At 31.6% G+C, this 20,590-nt stretch carries 23 protein-coding genes; 13 read left to right on the plus strand and 10 right to left on the minus strand.

Annotated features, from left to right (window positions below; genetic code table 11):
- Positions 1–4: 4 nt before the first annotated feature.
- Together P0R33_RS02730 and P0R33_RS02735 are read left to right on the plus strand one after the other, a co-directional pair.
- Entirely contained in the window at positions 5–553 is a 549-nt protein-coding gene (locus tag P0R33_RS02730) for a GNAT family N-acetyltransferase (protein WP_276174107.1), read from the plus strand.
- 112 nt (positions 554–665) lie between these two features.
- Positions 666–1,220 (plus strand): DUF3575 domain-containing protein, encoded by a 555-nt coding sequence (locus P0R33_RS02735; protein WP_276174108.1) that lies wholly within the window; start codon positions 666–668, stop codon positions 1,218–1,220.
- 2 nt (positions 1,221–1,222) lie between these two features.
- Here P0R33_RS02735 and P0R33_RS02740 read toward each other — a convergent pair whose 3' ends face one another.
- Together P0R33_RS02740 and P0R33_RS02745 are read right to left on the minus strand one after the other, a co-directional pair.
- On the minus strand, positions 1,223–1,447 hold the full coding sequence (locus P0R33_RS02740; protein WP_276174109.1) for a VF530 family protein: 225 nt from the start codon (positions 1,445–1,447) through the stop codon (positions 1,223–1,225).
- A 107-nt stretch (positions 1,448–1,554) separates the two neighbouring features.
- Positions 1,555–2,211, minus strand: a complete 657-nt coding sequence (locus P0R33_RS02745; protein ID WP_276174110.1) for a hypothetical protein — start codon at positions 2,209–2,211, stop codon at positions 1,555–1,557.
- A gap of 139 nt (positions 2,212–2,350) precedes the next feature.
- Between P0R33_RS02745 and smpB the strand changes: the two genes are divergently transcribed.
- The 3 genes from smpB (at position 2,351) to P0R33_RS02760 (ending at position 4,620) form a co-directional block, all read left to right on the plus strand.
- Positions 2,351–2,806: an SsrA-binding protein SmpB gene (smpB, locus tag P0R33_RS02750; protein ID WP_223705569.1), complete on the plus strand. Its 456-nt coding sequence runs from the start codon at positions 2,351–2,353 to the stop codon at positions 2,804–2,806.
- Positions 2,807–2,891: 85 nt separating this feature from the next.
- On the plus strand, positions 2,892–3,530 hold the full coding sequence (locus P0R33_RS02755) for a hypothetical protein (RefSeq protein WP_276174111.1): 639 nt from the start codon (positions 2,892–2,894) through the stop codon (positions 3,528–3,530).
- Positions 3,531–3,612: 82 nt separating this feature from the next.
- Positions 3,613–4,620, plus strand: coding sequence for a helix-turn-helix domain-containing protein (locus tag P0R33_RS02760; RefSeq protein ID WP_276174112.1), 1,008 nt, complete (start codon positions 3,613–3,615; stop codon positions 4,618–4,620).
- 28 nt (positions 4,621–4,648) lie between these two features.
- Here the strand turns inward: P0R33_RS02760 and P0R33_RS02765 are convergent, their stop codons facing one another.
- Positions 4,649–5,290, minus strand: a complete 642-nt coding sequence (locus tag P0R33_RS02765; RefSeq protein ID WP_276174113.1) for a protein-L-isoaspartate(D-aspartate) O-methyltransferase — start codon at positions 5,288–5,290, stop codon at positions 4,649–4,651.
- Between the two features lie 213 nt (positions 5,291–5,503).
- Between P0R33_RS02765 and P0R33_RS02770 the strand changes: the two genes are divergently transcribed.
- The 8 genes from P0R33_RS02770 to P0R33_RS02805 all read left to right on the plus strand — a co-directional run bounded on the left by P0R33_RS02770 (position 5,504) and on the right by P0R33_RS02805 (position 12,855).
- Entirely contained in the window at positions 5,504–6,469 is a 966-nt protein-coding gene (locus P0R33_RS02770) for a Gfo/Idh/MocA family oxidoreductase (protein WP_276174114.1), read from the plus strand.
- 90 nt (positions 6,470–6,559) lie between these two features.
- Positions 6,560–7,447: a 3-hydroxyacyl-CoA dehydrogenase NAD-binding domain-containing protein gene (locus tag P0R33_RS02775; RefSeq protein WP_276174115.1), complete on the plus strand. Its 888-nt coding sequence runs from the start codon at positions 6,560–6,562 to the stop codon at positions 7,445–7,447.
- A gap of 14 nt (positions 7,448–7,461) precedes the next feature.
- Positions 7,462–7,956 carry a hypothetical protein gene (locus P0R33_RS02780; RefSeq protein WP_276174116.1) on the plus strand — a complete coding sequence of 165 codons (495 nt, stop codon included), beginning with the start codon at positions 7,462–7,464 and terminating at the stop codon, positions 7,954–7,956.
- Between the two features lie 6 nt (positions 7,957–7,962).
- Positions 7,963–8,622: a YggS family pyridoxal phosphate-dependent enzyme gene (locus P0R33_RS02785; protein ID WP_276174117.1), complete on the plus strand. Its 660-nt coding sequence runs from the start codon at positions 7,963–7,965 to the stop codon at positions 8,620–8,622.
- Positions 8,623–8,708: 86 nt separating this feature from the next.
- Positions 8,709–10,070, plus strand: a complete 1,362-nt coding sequence (locus P0R33_RS02790) for an exonuclease domain-containing protein (protein ID WP_276174118.1) — start codon at positions 8,709–8,711, stop codon at positions 10,068–10,070.
- A gap of 30 nt (positions 10,071–10,100) precedes the next feature.
- Positions 10,101–10,940 (plus strand): ion transporter, encoded by an 840-nt coding sequence (locus P0R33_RS02795; RefSeq protein ID WP_276174119.1) that lies wholly within the window; start codon positions 10,101–10,103, stop codon positions 10,938–10,940.
- Positions 10,941–11,103: 163 nt separating this feature from the next.
- Entirely contained in the window at positions 11,104–12,024 is a 921-nt protein-coding gene (gene miaA, locus P0R33_RS02800) for a tRNA (adenosine(37)-N6)-dimethylallyltransferase MiaA (protein WP_276174120.1), read from the plus strand.
- A gap of 84 nt (positions 12,025–12,108) precedes the next feature.
- A complete protein-coding gene (locus P0R33_RS02805) occupies positions 12,109–12,855 on the plus strand; it encodes an acyl-ACP thioesterase domain-containing protein (protein WP_276174121.1) in 747 nt (248 codons plus the stop codon).
- A 217-nt stretch (positions 12,856–13,072) separates the two neighbouring features.
- Here P0R33_RS02805 and P0R33_RS02810 read toward each other — a convergent pair whose 3' ends face one another.
- The 7 genes from P0R33_RS02810 to recN form a co-directional block, all read right to left on the minus strand.
- On the minus strand, positions 13,073–13,789 hold the full coding sequence (locus tag P0R33_RS02810; RefSeq protein WP_008463080.1) for a response regulator transcription factor: 717 nt from the start codon (positions 13,787–13,789) through the stop codon (positions 13,073–13,075).
- 3 nt (positions 13,790–13,792) lie between these two features.
- Positions 13,793–15,379: a HAMP domain-containing sensor histidine kinase gene (locus tag P0R33_RS02815; protein ID WP_276174122.1), complete on the minus strand. Its 1,587-nt coding sequence runs from the start codon at positions 15,377–15,379 to the stop codon at positions 13,793–13,795.
- A 59-nt stretch (positions 15,380–15,438) separates the two neighbouring features.
- Entirely contained in the window at positions 15,439–16,035 is a 597-nt protein-coding gene (gene coaE / locus P0R33_RS02820) for a dephospho-CoA kinase (RefSeq protein ID WP_276174123.1), read from the minus strand.
- Positions 16,036–16,037: 2 nt separating this feature from the next.
- On the minus strand, positions 16,038–17,036 hold the full coding sequence (locus P0R33_RS02825) for a glycosyltransferase (protein WP_276174124.1): 999 nt from the start codon (positions 17,034–17,036) through the stop codon (positions 16,038–16,040).
- Between the two features lie 127 nt (positions 17,037–17,163).
- The gene (gene fabV / locus P0R33_RS02830; RefSeq protein WP_276174125.1) at positions 17,164–18,354 is read right to left on the minus strand and encodes an enoyl-ACP reductase FabV; all 1,191 of its coding nucleotides are present in this window, start codon (positions 18,352–18,354) and stop codon (positions 17,164–17,166) included.
- A gap of 21 nt (positions 18,355–18,375) precedes the next feature.
- Positions 18,376–18,897 (minus strand): tetratricopeptide repeat protein, encoded by a 522-nt coding sequence (locus P0R33_RS02835; protein WP_276174126.1) that lies wholly within the window; start codon positions 18,895–18,897, stop codon positions 18,376–18,378.
- 9 nt (positions 18,898–18,906) lie between these two features.
- Complete coding sequence (gene recN / locus P0R33_RS02840; RefSeq protein ID WP_276174127.1) at positions 18,907–20,559, minus strand: DNA repair protein RecN; 1,653 nt, start codon at positions 20,557–20,559, stop codon at positions 18,907–18,909.
- Between the last annotated feature and the right edge of the window lie 31 nt (positions 20,560–20,590).

Here is a 20,590-nt window from a genome sequence, read left to right on the forward strand (position 1 = left end):
CAAAATGTTAGAATTTAATTTTTCTCCTTTTCCAATTATCGAAACAGAGCGTTTGCGTTTGGATAGAATTACAGATAAAGATGTTAATGAAGTTTTTGAATTACGTTCAAATCCTGAAGTAATGAAATATATTCCGAGACCATTGGTAAAAAACAATGATGAGGCTTTGGAACACATCAAAATGATTTCTGATAAAATCGAAACAAACGAAGGAATTAATTGGGGAATCAGACTTAAAAATGATTCTAAATTAATTGGATTTATTGGATTTTATAGACTTCAACCTGAGAATTATAGAGCTGAAATTGGATATATGATTTTACCAGAATTTCACGGAAAAGGTTTTGTGCCAGAAGCTGTTCAAAGACTTATAAAATATGCGTTTGAAGATTTAAAGCTGCATTCTATTGAAGCTGTAATTGCTCCAGAAAACTATGCTTCGGAAAAAGTGCTTCAAAAATGCGGATTTACAAAAGAAGCGCATTTTAAAGAGTCTGAATTTTATGACGGAAAATTTTTAGACAAGGTAATCTATTCATTACTAGAAAAATAGATTTTTATTCTTGTTAAATCTCTCGTCAACACAATACTTATCTGCCTTTATGCGTTATATTTGCGCTCGAAATCGGTTAAAAAGAGCTGATTTTGAATTCGAAAACATTTTTATGAAAAAAATACCAGCCCTTATTGTTCTTTTATTTTGTATACAATTACAAAGTCAGACTTTTGTAAAATTTAATGGAGCGACTGCCCTATTATTAGTTCCGAATGTTGGAATAGAAACCAGTATTGGAGAAAAGACCACTTTTAGTGCCGATGTAATGGCTTCATTTTGGGAATCATTTAACGGGAATCATCCAATGAAATTTATTACGGTAACTCCAGAGATTCGTTACCATTTCAAAGAAAAATACAATGGCTTTTATGCTGGAGCTCATATAGGCGCAGATAAATACGAATTGCAAAAATGGAATTATTGGGACAGTAATCGCTATGAAGATGGTTTCGGTTATAGAATTGGCGCAACTGTCGGCTACAACATTAAATTAAATGACAAATTTTTGCTAGATGTTTTTGTTGGAGGCGGTTGGCATCAAGGTTTTTACCATGGCTATTACAACGATGGAACTCCAGGTAGATATGAAAAAGCCCCCAATTATAATAAAAGTGGTGAATGGCTTCCGTACCGCGGAGGAGTTATGATTTCTTATAAATTATAAAATCAGCTTAACTTAGGAAGCGTTTTTACATAAAGCTCTTCTACTTTTTTACGCGCCCAATCTGTTTTTCTTAAGAATGTCAAACTCGATTTTATACTTGGATTAGAAATAAAACATTTAATAGGAATCAATTCTCCTAAAGTATCAAAACCATAAAAATCGACTAAAGTTTCGACAATTTTTTGAAGTGTAATTCCGTGTAAAGGATCTTTTGATTTATTTTCCATTTTATACTTTTTAAATATATCAAAAAGACCGTACTGCAAAAAAGTACGGTCTTTCTTTTTATGCAAAATTACGAAATAGAATTTTACATCAATCAAATAAAGAATAATTAGAAAACGAATTTAAATCCGACAGAAATTGGAGAAGTTAAGTTTGGAGCACTTCCTCCTAAAGCTGTATTGTAATATGAATCAACATTAGCTACGTGAGCTAATCCAAAATTTGTGACAGTTGTTTTCTCTCCATTTTCTGGTTTTAGAGTTGTTGAAGTGAAATTTACTAAATCGTAAGAAAACTCAACTGAGAAATTTTTAGTTACAAAATAATCGAAACCACCAGATACCGACACACCAACTTGATTTACTTTTAAGTTACTCTCTTTTTCTTTTCCAGTAATTACTGGTATTGCAGCTTGCCCAAAGAAATATAAAGATCCTGCCACATTCCAGTATTTTCTAGCCAAAGGTTGAAAAACAAATAAATTTGTATTCCCTAGTGTTTTAAGATCTGGACTGGCATCATCATAACCTTGCGATTTGATATTAATATAACCTATTCCTGCACCTACTGCTACAGATGGTGTAATAAATGTTCCCACAATTGGAAGAACAGATAAATTAGTTCCTTTTACGTCGCCAGTTTTAGTTTGTTGATAACCGAATTGAGAAGTTGCAAACCAAGCTCCTTTTAAGCCTTGAGATGCATCTTGAGCCTTAGCAGTTAAACCAAATAACACGATACTCACTAATGTTACAATTTTTTTCATTTTTAAAGTTTATTTTAAATTATGAAACAAACTTAGCCGTAAGCTTTTCTCTCGGAAATGATTAAAATCATAGATTAAAAAAAAACTTTAATTATCTTGCACAGTTATAAAGTTTTCAATTTTGTCTTACATTTGCATTATGTTAAAATCAGTCAATATATTAAATAAGAGAGCACGATTTGATTATGAAATAATCGATACCTATACTGCTGGAATCGTTTTGGCAGGTACCGAAATCAAATCTATACGTCTAGGAAAAGCAAATATTACAGAAAGTTTCTGCGAGTTTAGCGGTATGGAACTTTTTGCTATCAATACTTACATCGAAGAATATTCTTTTGGAAATCAATTCAATCACAAATCAAGAAGTGAGCGAAAATTACTTTTAAACAAAAAAGAATTAAAAACACTTCATAAAAGCGTTCAGGCAAAAGGATTAACTATTATTCCGTTAAAGCTATTTACAAACGAGAAAGGTTTAGCCAAACTGCAAATTGGACTTTGTAAAGGGAAGAAAAACTACGATAAACGCGAATCTTTAAAAGAACAAGATACAAAACGTGATTTAGACCGTATAAAAAAAGCTTACAATTAGTAAGCTTTTTTTTATTTTTAGCACAAACACTTATTTATTAGTATTTTATAGTTATTTTTACTTATAACCAATTTAACTGTAAAATATGAAAAAGTACTTTATTTTGCTGATTGCCAGTTTTGCATTTATAGGATGCGGCAGTAACACCACTATCGTAAACAGCTGGAGAGATCCAAAAGTAACTGTTGCACAAGAACAATTTAAAAAGGTTTTGGTTGTTGCTTTAGTCAAAGACGAAGCTTCAAGGCGAATTGCCGAAAACAGAATTGCAGCAAGTAATCCTGTGTTTAAAACTTCATATCAATATTTAGGTGCCGCGGATCAACTTACTAAAGAGCAAAAACTAAAGGTTCTTCAAGACGAGAATTTTGACGGAGTTGTGAGTATGCGCTTAGTCAGTAAAGAAAAGGAAACCACCTACGTGCCTGGAACTTATACAGGTATGTATTACGGAGGATTTGACGGAATGTATACTGGAATGTATGGTTATGGTTTCGGTAATTGGTACGGTATGTATTCTCCTAATTTTTACGATCCGGGTTATTATCAAGAATCGACTTTATATATGGTAGAAACCAATGTTTTTTCGTTAAAAGAAAATAAATTAATCTGGACAGGAACTACAGAATCGCAAAATGTTACAGATTTAGGACAAACTGTCGACGCAATTATGTTGGCAGTAGTCAAGGAAATGAGAAAAGACGGATCTCTACCTCCAAAATAAAATCAAAAAAAGCAACTTTCATTTAGTTGCTTTTTTTACGTAAATAAAATTGACTAAATTGGTCAAGACTAAATTATTCATAATGAAATCGCTTCTAAAAAATGCTAGAGAAGAAAAAGGTTTAAAAACCCGCGAATTGGCACAACTTGCAGGAATTGATCAGGCTTTGATTAGCAAATTTGAATCTGGAACACGAAAACCAACCAAAGATCAAATCGTTAAGCTGTCTCAACTTTTAGAAATTGATTACGAGACTTTAATGATAGCCTGGCTTAAAGAAAAAATTCTTTATGAAATTGGAGATGAAGAATTTGCTTTAAAAGCCTTGCTTTTAGTCGAACAAGAAATTCAGAAAAATAAAAAAGAGTTGAATTCTGAATTACTTTCTTCTTATCAAATCATTTTAGATGAAATTGAAATATTAAAAAATAAAATTCAATCTTTTAACCATTTTGAATTACGTCAAATTTCAAAAACTTTAGAGCTACAATTTATTTTCAGCAGTATTAACTCAAACGGAAATTTATTAACACAAAATGAAATAAAATCTGTAATAAATGACGGATTGACTATTTCTGGAAAAAGTATGCAAAATCATCTTGAGGCAATAAACTTTCATGAAATACTAGTTTACATTAAAGATTTAATTCAAAAGAAAACTTTCTTAAACGAAAAAGACTTTCTGTTTATTCATAATTTAATGTTTAGAGGGATTGAATCTGAGAATTTAGGAAAATACAAAAGTGATTCATTGATTTTGCGTGAAATGAATTTACTTTTCAATTGGTACGAACTGCACAAAAATAATATTAACCCCATAATTCTTGCCTCTGAAGCTTATTTAAAAATACTTGAGATTAATCCGTTTGAAAATGGAAATCATCAAATGGCAAATTTGCTGTTAAATTGGATTTTACTTCAACATAATTATGTTTATGCCACAATTGAAGCTAATCAAAACAGCAAAGAAGAATATTTATCTGTTTTTGAAAAAAGTCAAGTCAAGAATGACAAATCGATTTTTATAAATTATATCTTAAAAATTGAAAAAGAAAATCTAAATCTAGCTATTCAATTAATTACAAAATAAAAGCCCAGCTTAAAACTGGGCTTTCTCATTAATTTTTATCTTCTAATAAAGGAACAAATCTAAATTCTCCAAATTCATGTTTTTCAAATTGCGTTTCATTCTTTCTAATTAATAAAGTCATAATCTGAACGTCTTCTCCAAGCGGAATTACCAATCTTCCTCCAATTTTCAATTGTGCCATTAAGGGTTGCGGAATAAACGGTGCGCCCGCTGTAACTATTATGCTGTCAAAAGGTGCAAAATTCGGAAGTCCTTTGTAACCATCGCCAAAAGATACATGTTTTGGACGAATATTTAATTTTGGAAATAAGATAGAAGTCTGTTTAAACAATTCCTTTTGTCTTTCTACAGTATAAACTTTTGCACCAAGATGAAACAAAACTGCGGTTTGATATCCAGAACCCGTTCCAATCTCCAAAATTTTATGGTCTTTTTGCACTTCTAAAAGCTGCGATTGAAAAGCAACAGTGTAAGGTTGAGAAATAGTCTGCCCCGCACCTATAGGAAAAGCTTTATCCTGATAGGCAAAATCTTCAAAACTTGAATTCAAAAAAAGATGTCTCGGGATTTTTTTTATTGCTTCTAGAACTGCTTTATCAGTAATTCCTTTTTGCTCTAAAGTGGTTACTAATTGATTGCGAAGTCCTTGATGTTTGGCAGTATCTTTCAAAATTGGGTAGGTTTTATTTTCGCAAAAATAAGAAACAAAACAGGATTTCAAATATTGATTTTTAAATAATAAATTAATACAGTCGAAAGTCCAAAGCTAAAAGTCGAAAAGGCGTGTCTGATAATTTATAATTCATGATTCTGAACTCACAATTAGCTAAATTCATTTTTACATTCAACAAATAAATTCTATTTTTGTTTAAAATACATTCTCATGTTAAAAGTAGGAGTTTTAGGTGCTGGTCATCTTGGTAAAATACATTTACGCTTATTACAACAATCTGACAAATACGAATTAGTTGGATTTTACGACGAAAATCAAGAAAATGCCGAAAGAATCTCAAAAGAGTTTGGCTATAAAAATTTCAGCACTATTGCAAAACTTATTCACGCTGTCGACGTGATTGATATTGTTACTCCTACCCTTTCGCACTACAAATGCGCAAAAGTTGCCATTAAATCAGGAAAACATATTTTTATTGAAAAACCAATTGCAAATACGGTTGAGGAAGCTGAAGAAATTATCGCTTTAGCAAAAGAATACAATGTAAAAGGGCAAGTTGGACATGTTGAGCGCTTTAATCCTGCTTTTATTGCCACAAAAAATATGATCGAAAATCCGATGTTTATAGAAACGCATCGTTTGGCTGAATTTAATCCACGCGGAACAGACGTTCCTGTAGTTCTTGATTTAATGATTCATGATATTGACGCTATTTTAAGTGTTGTTAATTCAAAAGTAAAAGATATTCACGCAAGCGGTGTATCTGTTATTAGTGAAACTCCAGATATTGCCAATGCGAGAATCGAATTCGAAAATGGCTGTGTTGCTAATTTAACTGCTAGTAGAATTTCGTTGAAAAATATGCGTAAATCACGTTTCTTTCAAAAAGATGCTTACATCTCTGTAGACTTTTTGGAGAAAAAATGTGAAGTCGTTCGTATGAAAGATGCGCCAGAAGTTCCTGGAGATTTTGATATGATTTTACAAAATGCAGAAGGTGTAAAAAAACAAATCTATTTTACCAATCCTGATGTTGAGCAAAATAACGCGATTTTAGATGAATTAGAATCTTTTGCAAATGCAATCAATACAGATACTACTCCAGTTGTAACATTAGAACAAGCAACTGATGCTTTACGTGTAGCCTATCAAATAATCGAATGTTTCGATAAATAGTTAAAAGAAAAATTTAAAATATTGGCCACGAAAGTCACAATCAAGTTGTGAATTCGTGGCTTAATCGTAAAATAAAATACCATCATACAAATGAAAACAATAGCTGTAATTGGAGCAGGAACAATGGGCAACGGCATTGCTCATACATTCGCGCAAAGCGGATTTACTGTAAAATTAATTGACGTTTCTGAAAAATCATTAGATAAAGGAATGGCAACTATTGCAACCAATTTAGAACGTATGCTTGCAAAAGGAACAATTACGCAAGAAGATGTTGCTAAAACAATCACTAATATTATTACTTATACAGAAATTAAAGATGGTGTTGTTGGCGTTGATTTGGTTGTTGAAGCTGCAACAGAAAACGTTGAATTGAAACTAAATATCTTCAAACAATTAAATGAATATTGTTCTCACAATACCATTTTAGCTACTAATACGTCTTCAATTTCCATTACACAAATCGGATCTGTTGTTGCACATCCTGAACGTGTTATCGGAATGCACTTTATGAATCCTGTTCCAATTATGAAATTGGTTGAAATCATTCGCGGGTACAATACAAGCGATGAAGTAACCAAAATTATCATGACTTTATCTGAAAAATTAGGAAAAGTTCCTGTTGAAGTAAACGATTATCCTGGTTTTGTGGCAAACAGAATTTTAATGCCAATGCTAAACGAGGCAATCGAAACATTATACAACAAAGTTGCAGGAGTTTACGAAATTGACACGGTAATGAAATTAGGAATGGGACATCCAATGGGACCGCTTCAATTAGCAGATTTTATTGGCCTTGATGTTTGTCTTGCCATTTTAAATGTCATGTACGAAGGTTTCAAAAATCCAAAATATGCTCCTTGCCCATTATTAGTAAATATGGTGAGAGCTGGGAAATTGGGAGTGAAATCTGGAGAAGGTTTTTACGATTATAGCGAAAGCAAAAAAGCAGAGAAAATCTCGAAGCAGTTTTTATAAACTTTAATTAATTTATGAAAAGAGTATTTTCTTTAGTCATTCTGATTGTTTGTAGCTTAATTGCTCTTTATTTGTACAAACCAATGACTATTAAATATTTCTTTGGAACAACCCGAATCTTAAAACAAGAAAATAACTATCAATTAGATATTAACAACAAGAAATACAAAAATTGTGTCTTCAAAAGTACTCAAAGTTTTGACAAAAAAAGAAAACACAATTTTTTAATTCTATATTTAAGGGATTTAAATCTAAAAGCAAATTTTGAAGTAATAGTCGTTAATCTTGATGATAAAATAGTAGGTTATTTTTGTGGTTCTGTTAACTGCTATGATAAATTTTTTGGAAATCTTTATCAAAGTGATGTGGGTTCTTTTTACACATACTTAAAAAATGAGGCAAAAGGACCTGGATTTGATCCTAAATTAAAAATGGAAGATAAAAAGATAGATTTTTACATTCCGTCAGAAAGAAATGAAAAATTACATGTTCAGCTTTCAAAAAAATAAATAAAAATGTCAATAGCATCAAACTTAAATACAATTAAAACTTCATTACCTGAACACGTAACTCTCGTTGCTGTTTCAAAAACAAAACCTGTTTCAGACTTGATGCAGGCTTATGAAGCTGGGCAGCGTATTTTTGGAGAAAACAAAATTCAGGAAATGACCGAAAAATGGGAAGAAATGCCAAAAGACATTCAATGGCATATGATTGGTCACGTTCAGTCGAATAAAGTCAAATTTATGGCGCCTTATGTGACTTTAATTCACGGTGTTGACAGTTTGAAATTATTACAAGAAATCAATAAACAAGCTTTAAAAAACAATAGAATAATTGATTGTCTTCTTCAAATTTATATTGCCGAAGAAGAATCTAAATTTGGTTTGGATGAAAACGAATTAAATGAACTTTTAACTTCTGTGGAGTTCAAAGAGTTAAAAAATATTCGTATCTTAGGTTTGATGGGAATGGCAACTTTCACTGAAGACCAAAACCAGATTAAAAAAGAATTTACCCATTTAAAATCCATTTTTGATTCGATAAAAAATCTGAAAACTGAAAACTGCAGCCTGAACACCATATCGATGGGAATGTCTGGAGATTATCAATTAGCGATAGAATGCGGAAGCACAATGGTTCGCATTGGGAGCAGCATTTTTGGAGGAAGATAATTTCGACACCAAATCCTGTAAAGCGAACAAATAATACGCCTTTACAGAAAAAACTGAATACTAAAAACTGAGACTGAACACTGAATTTGTACGCAATACTAGACATAGAAACCACTGGGGGACAATTTAATGAAGAGGGAATTACCGAAATCGCTATCTACAAATTTGATGGGCATGAAGTAGTTGATCAATTCATAAGCCTTGTCAATCCTGAAATTCCAATCCAACCGTTTGTTGTAAAACTGACCGGAATCAATAATGCTATGTTACAGTCGGCTCCAAAATTCTATGAAGTTGCGAAACGCATTATCGAAATTACTTCAGACTGCGTTATCGTGGCTCATAACGCATCTTTTGACTATAGAATTCTTAGAACCGAATTTCGACGTTTAGGCTACGATTTTGAAGCTAAAACCCTTTGTACCGTCGAATTAGCTAAAAAATTAATTCCAGAACAACCTTCATACAGTTTAGGAAAACTAGTTCGTGCACTCGGAATCCCAATGGCAGACAGACATCGTGCCAGCGGAGATGCCATGGCAACGACTAAACTTTTCAAAATGCTTTTAGAAAAAGATGTTGAAAAAACAATCGTAAAAGATTTTATAAAACTAGAAGTCGAAAAAGGAATTTCTCCAAAGTTTCTGGATTTAATTAATCAAATGCCTCCAAAAACAGGTGTTTATTATATATACAACGAAGCAGGTACTCTAATTTATATTGGTAAAAGTCAAAATATCAAAAAAAGAGTAAATCAGCATTTTACAGGAATTACAACCAAAAGCAAAAGAATTCAGGCAGAAGTTTTTACAATCACTTATGACGAAACGGGAAGCGAATTAATTGCACTATTAAAAGAAAGTCAGGAAGTAAAAATCAACCGACCACGATACAATCGTTCGCAAAAGAAAAGCGTTTTTCCTTTTGCTCTATATGCTGAAAAAGATGCTAATGGATACATCAATCTAAAACTTGAAAAAGCTGATGGACGTAAAAGAGAAATTACATCGTACGCATCTTTACAAGAAGGCAAAAATGCACTTTTCAAAATCACGGCAAAATACTTTTTGTGTCAAAAACTGACTGGTTTATACCAATCTAAAAAAGAATGCTTTCAATATAAAATCAAAGAATGTGACGGCGCATGCATAGGCGAAGTTGCTCCAGAAACTTACAATTTAAGAGTTCAGCAATTTATTTCAGAAAATAGTTTTGAAAACAAAAGCATGATTTTAATAGACAGAGGCAGAAATGTTAATGAAAGAAGTGCCATTTTGATCGAAAATGGAGCTTACAAAGGTTACGCTTACTACGATTTGAATTATCAAATCACGAATATTGAAATATTAAAAAACATTCTTATTCCGATGCAGCACAATCGCGATGTAAAAAATATTATTCAAAACTACATTCGAAAAAGTAAATCACTAAAAATACTTCATCTTTAAGACAGTAAAAATTGGATTATCTTTAAGGATATGAAAAACACAAAATCACAGTACGAAATCTTTAGAGAAAAGGTCAAAATCGTTCTATATGGCACTAATACCATTTTAGGACGAATGTTCGATTTAGTATTACTGGGTTTAATTTTACTGAGCGTTCTTTTAATAATGTTAGATACCGTTCAGGGAATCAGCTCTAAATACCACGAACAACTAATAATCTGCGAATGGGTAATTACAATATTCTTTACAATCGAATATATTTTAAGGATAATATCGATTCAAAAACCTGTTAAATACATTTTCAGTTTTTACGGAATTATCGATTTACTTGCCGTTTTACCAATGTATTTATCTATCTTTTTTCCTGGCGCAAGCATTCTATCGATTGTAAGAGCATTACGTTTCTTGCGATTATTCAAAATTTTACATATTCCGCAAATTAACCATCAATCCTTACAATTAAAAGAAGCCATAGAAGCCAGTAAAGAAAAGATTCTAGTTTTTATCTATTTTGTGCTCATCAGTACTGTAATAATCGGAACCACAATGTACTTAGTCGAAGGTAGAGAATCAGGATTTACAAGTATTCCAATGGGAATTTATTGGACAATCGTAACATTAACAACAGTTGGTTACGGAGATATTTCGCCACAAACGCCACTTGGACAATTTATAGCAGCATTTGTTATGATTTTAGGCTACGGAATTATCGCCGTTCCAACCGGAATTGTAACTGCCGAATTTGCCAAAAGCAGTTTAAGAAATAATTCTGTAAGCGGAAAAAAAACATGCCGAAAATGTCAGTCACAAGTGCATTTTGACAACGCAAAATATTGTTACGAATGCGGAACAGAACTTCCAAATAATTAATTTTAGAAGCCAATCCAGCTGTACATTCCAACTCCTCCTTATATTTGTAACTTTTTAAGGCATAAAAGGAGTTTCTCCCGAAGCGTCGGGAGTCGCTCTTTTACACCAAAAAAATGCAACAAATATAAGTCCGGGGTTTCCATTTCCATCTGGGCTAAAAACTATGAAATACCTAATTACCATTGTCGGACCAACAGCTATAGGCAAAACAGCCTTGAGTATTGCTTTGGCACAACATTTTAAATGCGAAATCGTTTCTTGCGACAGCCGTCAGTTTTTCAAAGAAATGACTATCGGAACCGCAGTTCCAAGTCAAGAAGAATTAAATTCAGCCCAACATCATTTCATTCAAAATAAATCTATTTTTGAGAACTATACTGTTGGTGATTACGAAAAAGAAGCTTTAGCTAAAATTGAAGAACTATTCCAGACCAATGATTTTGTAATTCTAATTGGCGGCTCAGGATTATACGTCGATGCTATTTTAAAAGGCTTTGACGAATTTCCTGAAATTGATCCCAAAGTTCGCTCAGAAGTAAATTCAAACTACGAAAAACTCGGAATCGAATATCTTCAGGAACAATTAAAAAGTTTAGATCCAGAATATTATCAAAAAATAACTTTAGAAAATCCGCAGACTTTACAAAACCCACAACGAATGATGCGTTTTGTAGAAGTTTGTATTGGCGCTCAAAAACCATATTCATCTTTTCTGAATCAAAAGAAAAACAACCGAGACTTCACTCCTATTTTAATTGGTTTAGATGCCGATCGAGAAATCATTTACAGCAGAATCAACCAACGTGTTGATATTATGATGAACGAAGGATTATTAAAAGAAGCCGAAGCACTTTATCCTAACAAAGCGTTAAATGCGCTCCAAACGGTCGGTTATAGAGAATTATTTAGTTATTTTGACGGAGAATTCACTTTGCCTTTTGCAATAGAAGAAATCAAAAAGAACACGCGAAGATTCTCTAAAAGACAATTAACGTGGTTCAAACGAAACGAAAATACAAAATGGTTTGATTACGCGACAGATAGAAAAGAAATCATAAGTTACATAGAAAACCTTCTAAAGTAAAATAAAGTCTTTTTTCTTTCCTCTTGTTTCTATTTTCCAAAGAAAAAAATCAAAACTCAACAATCTAAAATCTAAAATTAAAAAATGCCAATATCTCCAAATTTCACATCAGTTTTAAGTAAAGACTGGGAAATCAATTTCACACAATGCACACCAACAGGTTTCTTAAAATATACCGATTTGTGTAATATTTTACAATTAACCGCGGCAGCGCATTCTGAGGTTGGAGGAATTAGCTTTTATGATATGCAAGAATTTCACCAAGCTTGGGTTTTAAGCCGAATGCGTGTTGAAGTTCATGCTTTACCAAAATGGCAAGATGTTGTAACCGTAAAAACATGGATTAACAGTTTAGAAAATTCACGTTCTGTTCGTGCTTTAGAAATGTATGTAAATGGTAAAAAAATAGTAGGTTGCGAAACTTATTGGGCCGTTTTTAACACACAAGCACGTCGACCTGAAGCTTTAGCTTTACCTTACGAACATTTCGAATTATTTCCAGAAAATAGAGCAACAGAAGAAGGTTTTTCTAAAATAAACATCAATCACGAAAAAGAAGCTGTATTCGAAAAAACAGTTTATTTATCTGATTTAGATATTGTAAATCATGTTAATAATGTAAAATATTTAGAATGGTGCTTAGACCATGTTGATCCGAAAAGAATTATGAAACAAGAAGTAAAAAGCTTCGAAATGAACTTTATGAAAGAGCTTTCTTTAAAAGATCAAGTTGTAATTCATGAAAGCGAAGACGACGATCATACAACAGCAACATTCAGTATTACAAAAGGCGAAAAAACTTGTTTTGCTTTGGAGTTGCATTGGAAATAAAATTTATTAAATCTCACAAAACTTAACCCATAATATTGTCATTTCGACGAAGGAGAAATCTTCGCGAGTAACTCCGCAACGAATGTCCAATCTTTGTAGAGCTTCTTGCGAAGATTTCTCCTTCGTCGAAATGACAAGCTTGCGTTAAATTGAAATTAAAAATAAAAAAGCTCTGATTTCTCAGAGCCTTTATTTTTTATAGGTGATTTCTAAAATATTATTCAGAAACTTTGCTTTTTACTACTAATCTGAAACCTTCTCCATGAATGTTTAAGATTTCAACATCTTCATCAGCTTTTAAGTATTTTCTCAATTTAGCGATGTAAACGTCCATACTTCTTGAAGTAAAGTAGTTGTCATCTCTCCAAATTTTAGTAAGTGCTAATTCTCTTGGCATTAAATCATTTTCATGAAGAATAAGCATTTTAAGCAATTCATTCTCTTTTGGAGATAACTTAATAGGCTCTTCATCTTGGAAAGTCAAGAATCTTAGTTTAGAATTTAAGTGGAATTTACCAATGTTAAACTCAAATTGTACTTGCTCTGCTTTTGTATCAGCAGATTTTCTTTGAATGATTGCTTTAATTTTCATTAAAAGCACTTCAGAGTCAAAAGGTTTATTTAAATAATCATCAGCACCAGCTTTGTATCCTTTCAACACATCCTCTTTCATTGATTTTGCAGTTAAAAAGATAATTGGCACTTCACTGTTCTTTTCTCTAATTTCTTTAGCCAAAGTATAGCCATCTTTATAGGGCATCATTACGTCAAGAATACATAAATCGTATACATCCTTCTTGAATTTTTCGAAACCTTCCATACCGTTTTTAGCTAAAGTAACTTCAAAGTCATTTAACATTAGATAATCTTTAAGAACCGCCCCAAAATTTAGGTCATCTTCTACTAAAAGTATTCTTTTGTTAGTATTTTCCATATTTTAATTTATTAATGGTATTTTTATTATAAAGGTGCTACCTTTTCCTTTTTCGCTTTCTACATATACTTGACCGTTATGGTCTTCGACAATTCTTTTTACATAAGCCAGACCTAAACCATGACCTTTTACGTTGTGCAGATCTCCTGTATGTTCTCTGTAAAATTTCTCAAAAACTCGCTTTTGAGCTATCTTACTCATTCCTAAACCGTGATCTTTTACCTTAATTAAAATTACATCTTTTACATTTTCTGTAAAAATTTCAATTTTAGGAGTGTCTGGAGAATATTTTATAGCATTTTCTAAAATATTAACCAACACATTTGTGAAATGAACTTCGTTAATTAAAACTGTTGTTCTCGCTGCATTATAATGTCTTTCTACCGTCCCTTCTCTGTCTTCTAATATCAGATTTACATGTTCAATTGCGTCGTCAATTATATCAGTAACTACAGTAGGTTCTTTTGTAATATCAAGTTCTCTTTTTTCAAGTTTAGAAATACGTAATACATTTTCAACCTGAGCATGCATTCTTTTATTCTCATCCCTAATCATTTGGAGATAACGATAAACCTTTTCTTTATCCTCAATAACCTTAGGGCTTCTAATAGCATCTAGAGCTAAATTTATAGTTGCAATTGGAGTCTTAAACTCATGCGTCATGTTATTAATAAAATCGGTTTTGATTTCAGAAATATGCTTCTGACGCAGTAATTGATTTAACGCACTTGTATAGGCAACTATAATAATCAGTGTAAATACAATTGATAGAATAGTAATGCTTAATAATTCTGATAATAAGAATTTCTTTTTTTGCGGAAAAGTAACTGACAATTCATATTTACTATTTCCTTCGTTATCAGTAAAAATTGGAATATTATAAGTAGCGTCTTTATCGTAATGAAATCCATCAGACTTTACTTTGGTTGGAACACCACTGCTATAAATTCCAAACTCAAATTTTGTTTTAACTTCATATTCTCCCAATTCTTTCTTTAATAACTTGAAAAGTCTATCTTTTGTTACTCTTCCTTCAATTGGAGTTAAAGAAGCAATGTCTTTATATTGAATTTGTTGCTGAACTTTATTTAAAATATCTAAACTTCCAGATTTTTCTATTCTATCATCCGGAAAAATACTTTGTCCTAAACTATTATTATCAATACCCTTGTTATTGTTGTAAACTTCAGTGACTCTTTTTGAGCTGAAATTTTTAAAACGTTCATTACTGAACTTTTTATCAAAAACTGATCCATTTATATCATAATCTTCTGATGTCAAAGTACTCGAATAAACAATTGTTTTATTTGTTTTCGGGTTTCTTTGTACATAAAGTACTTCCAGCAGATCTTCTTTTTTTGGAATTTTCCCCGTACTGTCTTTAATACGGTTGTATTTGTCGTAGAAACTGTACTCTTCTTGCTGTTCCAGTTTTTCTGCAACATTTCCAATTACTTGAGTAACGTGGTATTTAAATTGTTCTTCATTATTCTTGAACGAAGAATTGAACCAAAATACTTGAACCAGAATTATCCCGATTAAGGACAAACTCATTAACAAAACAAGTATTCTAAAAAATAATTTATTCATCGAAACAAAATTAATATTTTAACAATATACTAAATAATACATTAACCAAATATTAACATTTAAGACTGATTTTGTTTTATATTTAAAATTTTAAGAATTTTAACAACTTCTTCCTTAGCAATTTTAAGATTATCGTTATTAATCACGAAATTACTCTTAGAAATTCGTTTTTCATCATTCCATTGCATTTTCATTCTGCTTAAAACTTGTTCTCTCGTTGTTTTATCTCGTTCGATAACACGTTCTATTCTTATTTCCTCAGGAGCTGTAACTGTTATAATTACGTCACATTCTTTATAACGACCACTTTCGAATAATATAGCGGCTTCATAAATTACATAATCATAATTTTCATAACCTTGCATCCATATTTCAAAATCTCTTTTTACTCCTGGATGTACAATTGCATTTAATTTTGCCAATTGTTCCTTATCATTAAAAACTATTTGAGCTAATTTTGCTCTATTTAAAACTTCTCCATCAAAAATGTCTTTGCCAAAAACAGATTTTAATTCCTCAAGAATATCATGAGATTGCATTACTCTTTTGGCACCGTCATCGGCAATATAAACAGGAACACCCAATTCATTAAAATAGTTTGCAATAGTCGTTTTGCCACTGCCAATTCCTCCTGTAAGACCGATAACTTTTGTCATTATTATACCTTAAAAAACATACGTGGAAATGCTTCTTGTGGTTTTTTCTTTAATAAAATCACTTTTATATAAGATTTTAAAAATCCTGTGCCATAACCAAAAAATTGTTTCCAAACTGCTATTACAGACAAATATCCAATTTTGACACTTCTATTTTGAATACTTGCTGTAAGAAAAATTATAACGAAATATACGAAATATAATTGTAATAAAATATCAATATTGAAAATTAACAATAAAAAAGCTAATAATAAACCTAATATAAATAGCGTCGGAAAGAAAAAAGTTAGCTTGTTATGTTCTGGATACCAACTATTTAAAATCGGTCGCGCAATCCCAAATTTATTGACTTGGATAGAGAATTTTTCCCAGTCAATTCTTCTTTTATGATATACATAAGCCTCTTTAAACAGCCTAGTTTCGAATCCTAAGTTCCATAAACGGATTGATAAATCCGGATCTTCGCCCGGATGTATGTTTCCAAAACCTTTTGAAGCTTCAAAAGCCTTTCTAGAAATACCCATATTAAAACTTCTTGGCTGAAATTTATTTATCTTTTCAGAACCACCTCTAATTCCGCCTGTAGTCAAAAATGAAGTCATCGCAAAATTAATTGCTTTCTGAATATCCGAAAAGCTATCAAGCGCCTTATCTGGACCTCCAAAACAATCTACATAATTAGCATCTAATTCTTTACGAACTTCTGTTAAATATTGCGACGGAATAATACAATCTGAATCAAAAATGATAAAATAATCTCCTCTTGCTCTCTGCATTCCATAATTTCTTGAATCTCCAGGACCTGAGTTTTCTTTAAAATAATAGGATATGTTTAATTTTCCTTGATAATTCATCACCACATCTCGGCATGGCACTGAAGATCCATCTTCGACGAGAACAATTTCAAAAGCTTCATTATAATCTGATTTTGAGAGACTTTCTAAAAGTTCATCAACTTCATCAGGACGATTATACACGGGTACAATTAGAGAAAAAATCATAGCAGAGTGTGCGGTTATTAAAGGGTAATTTTTAAATATTTAAAATTTTAACAAAGATAAGGTATATTAACAAAAAAACCATCAACTTTTGATTGATGGTTTTTTGTTTTACGATAAGTAAAATATGTTATTTGATACTTTCAATTTCAACAACTTCGTTTGTATCTGCGGTGTAATCAACACCAGCAAATTCAAATCCGAATAAATTTAAGAAATCATTTCTGTATCCAGCAAGATCTCCAATTTCAGGTAATGTTTCTGTAGTTGCTTCTAACCAAAGTTTAGCTACTTTTTCTTGAACATCATCACGCATTTCCCAATCATCGATTCTGATTCTTCCTTTTTCATCAACAGGAACTTCTGAACCGTTATACAATCTGTCTTGGAATAAACGCTGAATCTGCTCGATACAACCTTCATGAATTCCTTCTTCTTTCATAATTTTATATAAAAGTGAAATATATAAAGGAATTACAGGAATTGCAGAACTCGCTTGAGTTACTAATGCCTTATTTACAGAAACATAAGCTTTTCCTCCGATAGATTTTAAAGAATCTTCAATTGTAAATGCCGTAGCTTCTAAATGGTCTTTTGCACGACCAATTGTTCCTTTTCTGTAAACCGCCTCTGTTAATGATGGCCCAATGTAAGAATATGCAACTGTTGTAGCGCCTTCTGCTAATAAATTTTCAGCTTTTAAAGCATCAATCCACATTGCCCAGTCTTCACCACCCATAACAGCCACTGTGTTTTCAATATCTTCTTCGTTTGCAGGAGCGATAGAAACCTCTGAAACTTTTCCTGTATGAAAATCAACTGTTTTGTTTGTAAAAGTTTGTCCAATTGGCTTTAAAACTGAACGATGCGTAACACCTGTATTTGGGTTTGTACGCACAGGCGAAGCCAAACTATAAATTATAAGATCAACTTGTCCTAAATCAGCTTTGATTAAATCTAAAGTTTCTCTTTTTATTTCATTTGAGAATGCATCACCATTGATACTTTTAGCATATAAACCTGCTTTATGAGCTTCTTTTTCAAATGCTGCAGAATTGTACCATCCTGGAGAAGCAGTTTTTCCTTCAACTGGTGGTTTTTCAAAAAATACTCCAATAGTTGATGCACCAGAACCAAAAGCACTAGTAATTCTTGAAGCTAATCCGAAACCAGTAGAAGCACCAATTACCAAAACTTTTTTAGGTCCAGCAATTTCTCCTTTAGATTTTACGTACTCGATTTGATTTTTTACATTTTGCTCAGCTCCCGTTGGATGGGCAGTCAAACAAATAAATCCTCTCATTCTAGGTTCTATAATCATCTTGTAATTATTTTTTTTGTATTATTTGAATTTCAGTTTTAATTTTTCAAAAATAGACATTTTATCCTTAACCCTTTTCATATTGGCATTCATATTGTCAATAAAATTTGGGTTTAAAGCATTTTTAGTAGCTCCTTTATAATAAGCATAAGCTGCCGCAAATTCACCTTCATATTCTGCCATTCTACCTAATTCACTGTTATAAGTAGAGTTATCTGCATTTTCTAAATTTGCTAAAGTAAATTTAATATGCTCTTTTGCTTCAGCGTATCGACCAAGATCTATTAATAAATAAGTATAATTAAGATAAGGAGCAGGATATTTTGAATCAAATTTCATTGCTAGTTTATAATGATACACTCCTTTTTCGTAGTCACTTAATTTATTATAATAAATCCATCCCAAATGATTATGGGCTTTTCCAAAATCAGGATATTGAGACAAAATATCTTCTAGTAATTCTTTTGCATCTGCAGAATTTCCTTCAGAAATTAATGCATCTGCTTTTATAAATTGATTTTCGTAAAAACTCAAACTTTCCATTTCTATATTTTAGTTCAATAATTGTTTTGCATGGTTTAATGCCGAATCAGAAACATTTGCTCCAGATAACATTTGAGCAATTTCTAAAATTCGGTTTTCTTGCGACAAAAGCTTCAATTCAGATTGGGTATCATCTCCAACTGTAGATTTTGAAACTTTAAAATGAGAATCTCCTTTTGCGGCAATTTGCGGTAAATGTGTAATGGCAAATATTTGCATTGTAGCGCTCATTTCCTTCATAATCTCTCCCATTCTTATCGCTATTTCTCCAGAAACTCCAGTGTCAATTTCGTCAAAAATTAAAGTTGGCAATTTCGAATATTTTGCTAAAATCGCTTTTACAGCCAACATAATACGAGACATTTCTCCTCCTGAAGCAACTTTTTTCAACAAACCAAAATCGGTTCCTTTGTTTGCAGAAAATAAGAATTGCAATTCTTCTTTTCCGTTTTGAAAATAGGTTTCAGATGGTAAAAGTTCCATTTTAAAACGTGTATTAGGCATCCCTAAAGTTTGTAAAATCGAAATTAACTGTTCTGATAATTTCGGAATAGCATTTATTCTATTTTGATGAATTTTATCAGCATATTTATCCAATTCGATTGTTTTTTGTTCGATAATTTTAGATAAAGAAGCAATTTCTTCGTCCATATTATCAAGCTCCAACAAAGTATTACCTAAATCTGCCTGAATTTGCAATAAATCATCAACAGAACTTACCGCATGTTTTTTCTGAAGATTATAAATCAATTGTAATTTCTGATTTACTAATTCTAATTGCGCTGGATCATTCAACAATTTCTCTGAACAACTTTCTAATTCTTTAGAAATATCATCAAATTCAATTGCTAAACTCGTTATTCTTTCAAATAGATTTTGATATTCTGGCGAAAATGCCGCTACTTTTTGCAACGCATTTTTTATTTCATTTAAATTATGAAAAACACCAAATTGTTCCTCATTTGAAATTACCAAAGATTTATCTAGAGATTCTTTAATGATCTCAACATTATTCAGTTTTTCATAATCAGACTCTAATTCTGCTTGTTCGCCAGATTTTAATTGAGCCGAAACCAATTCATTCAATAAAAATGTATTGTATTCTTGCTCTTTTCCAGAATCGCTTTGTTTTTTGAGCAAAGCATTTAACTTGGATTTATCTGTTTTATAAGACTTTAGGAGTTTTTGATATTCAGAAATAACATCTCCATTATTAGCAATGGCGTCAATAATTTTAAATTGTACATTTTCATCTGACAATTCTTGAGTTTGCTGTTGCGAATGAATATCAATTAAATACAAACTTAAATCTTGCAATTCTTGAAGATTTACAGGACTGTCATTTATAAAAGCACGTGATTTTCCCGAAGGAAGAATTTCACGTCTAATAATTGTTTCGTCTTCATAATCCAAATCATTGGCTTCGAAGAATTCTTTCAAGTTATATTTCCCAATTTCAAATTGGGCTTCAATTACACATTTTTCTTCTTTATTTTTTAAAGAACTTAAATCGGCTCTTTTTCCTAAAACAAGACCAATTGCACCTAATATAATCGATTTACCCGCACCTGTCTCACCTGTAATTATAGAAAAACCTTTAGAGAAATCTATTGCAAGTTTTTCAATTAGAGCATAATTTTTAATTGACAGCGACGTAATCATAGAGCAGTTTTGTAAAATGAAATTTAGTGAA

The organism is Flavobacterium sp. YJ01, assembly GCF_029320955.1.
In the GTDB taxonomy this organism is placed as follows: domain Bacteria; phylum Bacteroidota; class Bacteroidia; order Flavobacteriales; family Flavobacteriaceae; genus Flavobacterium.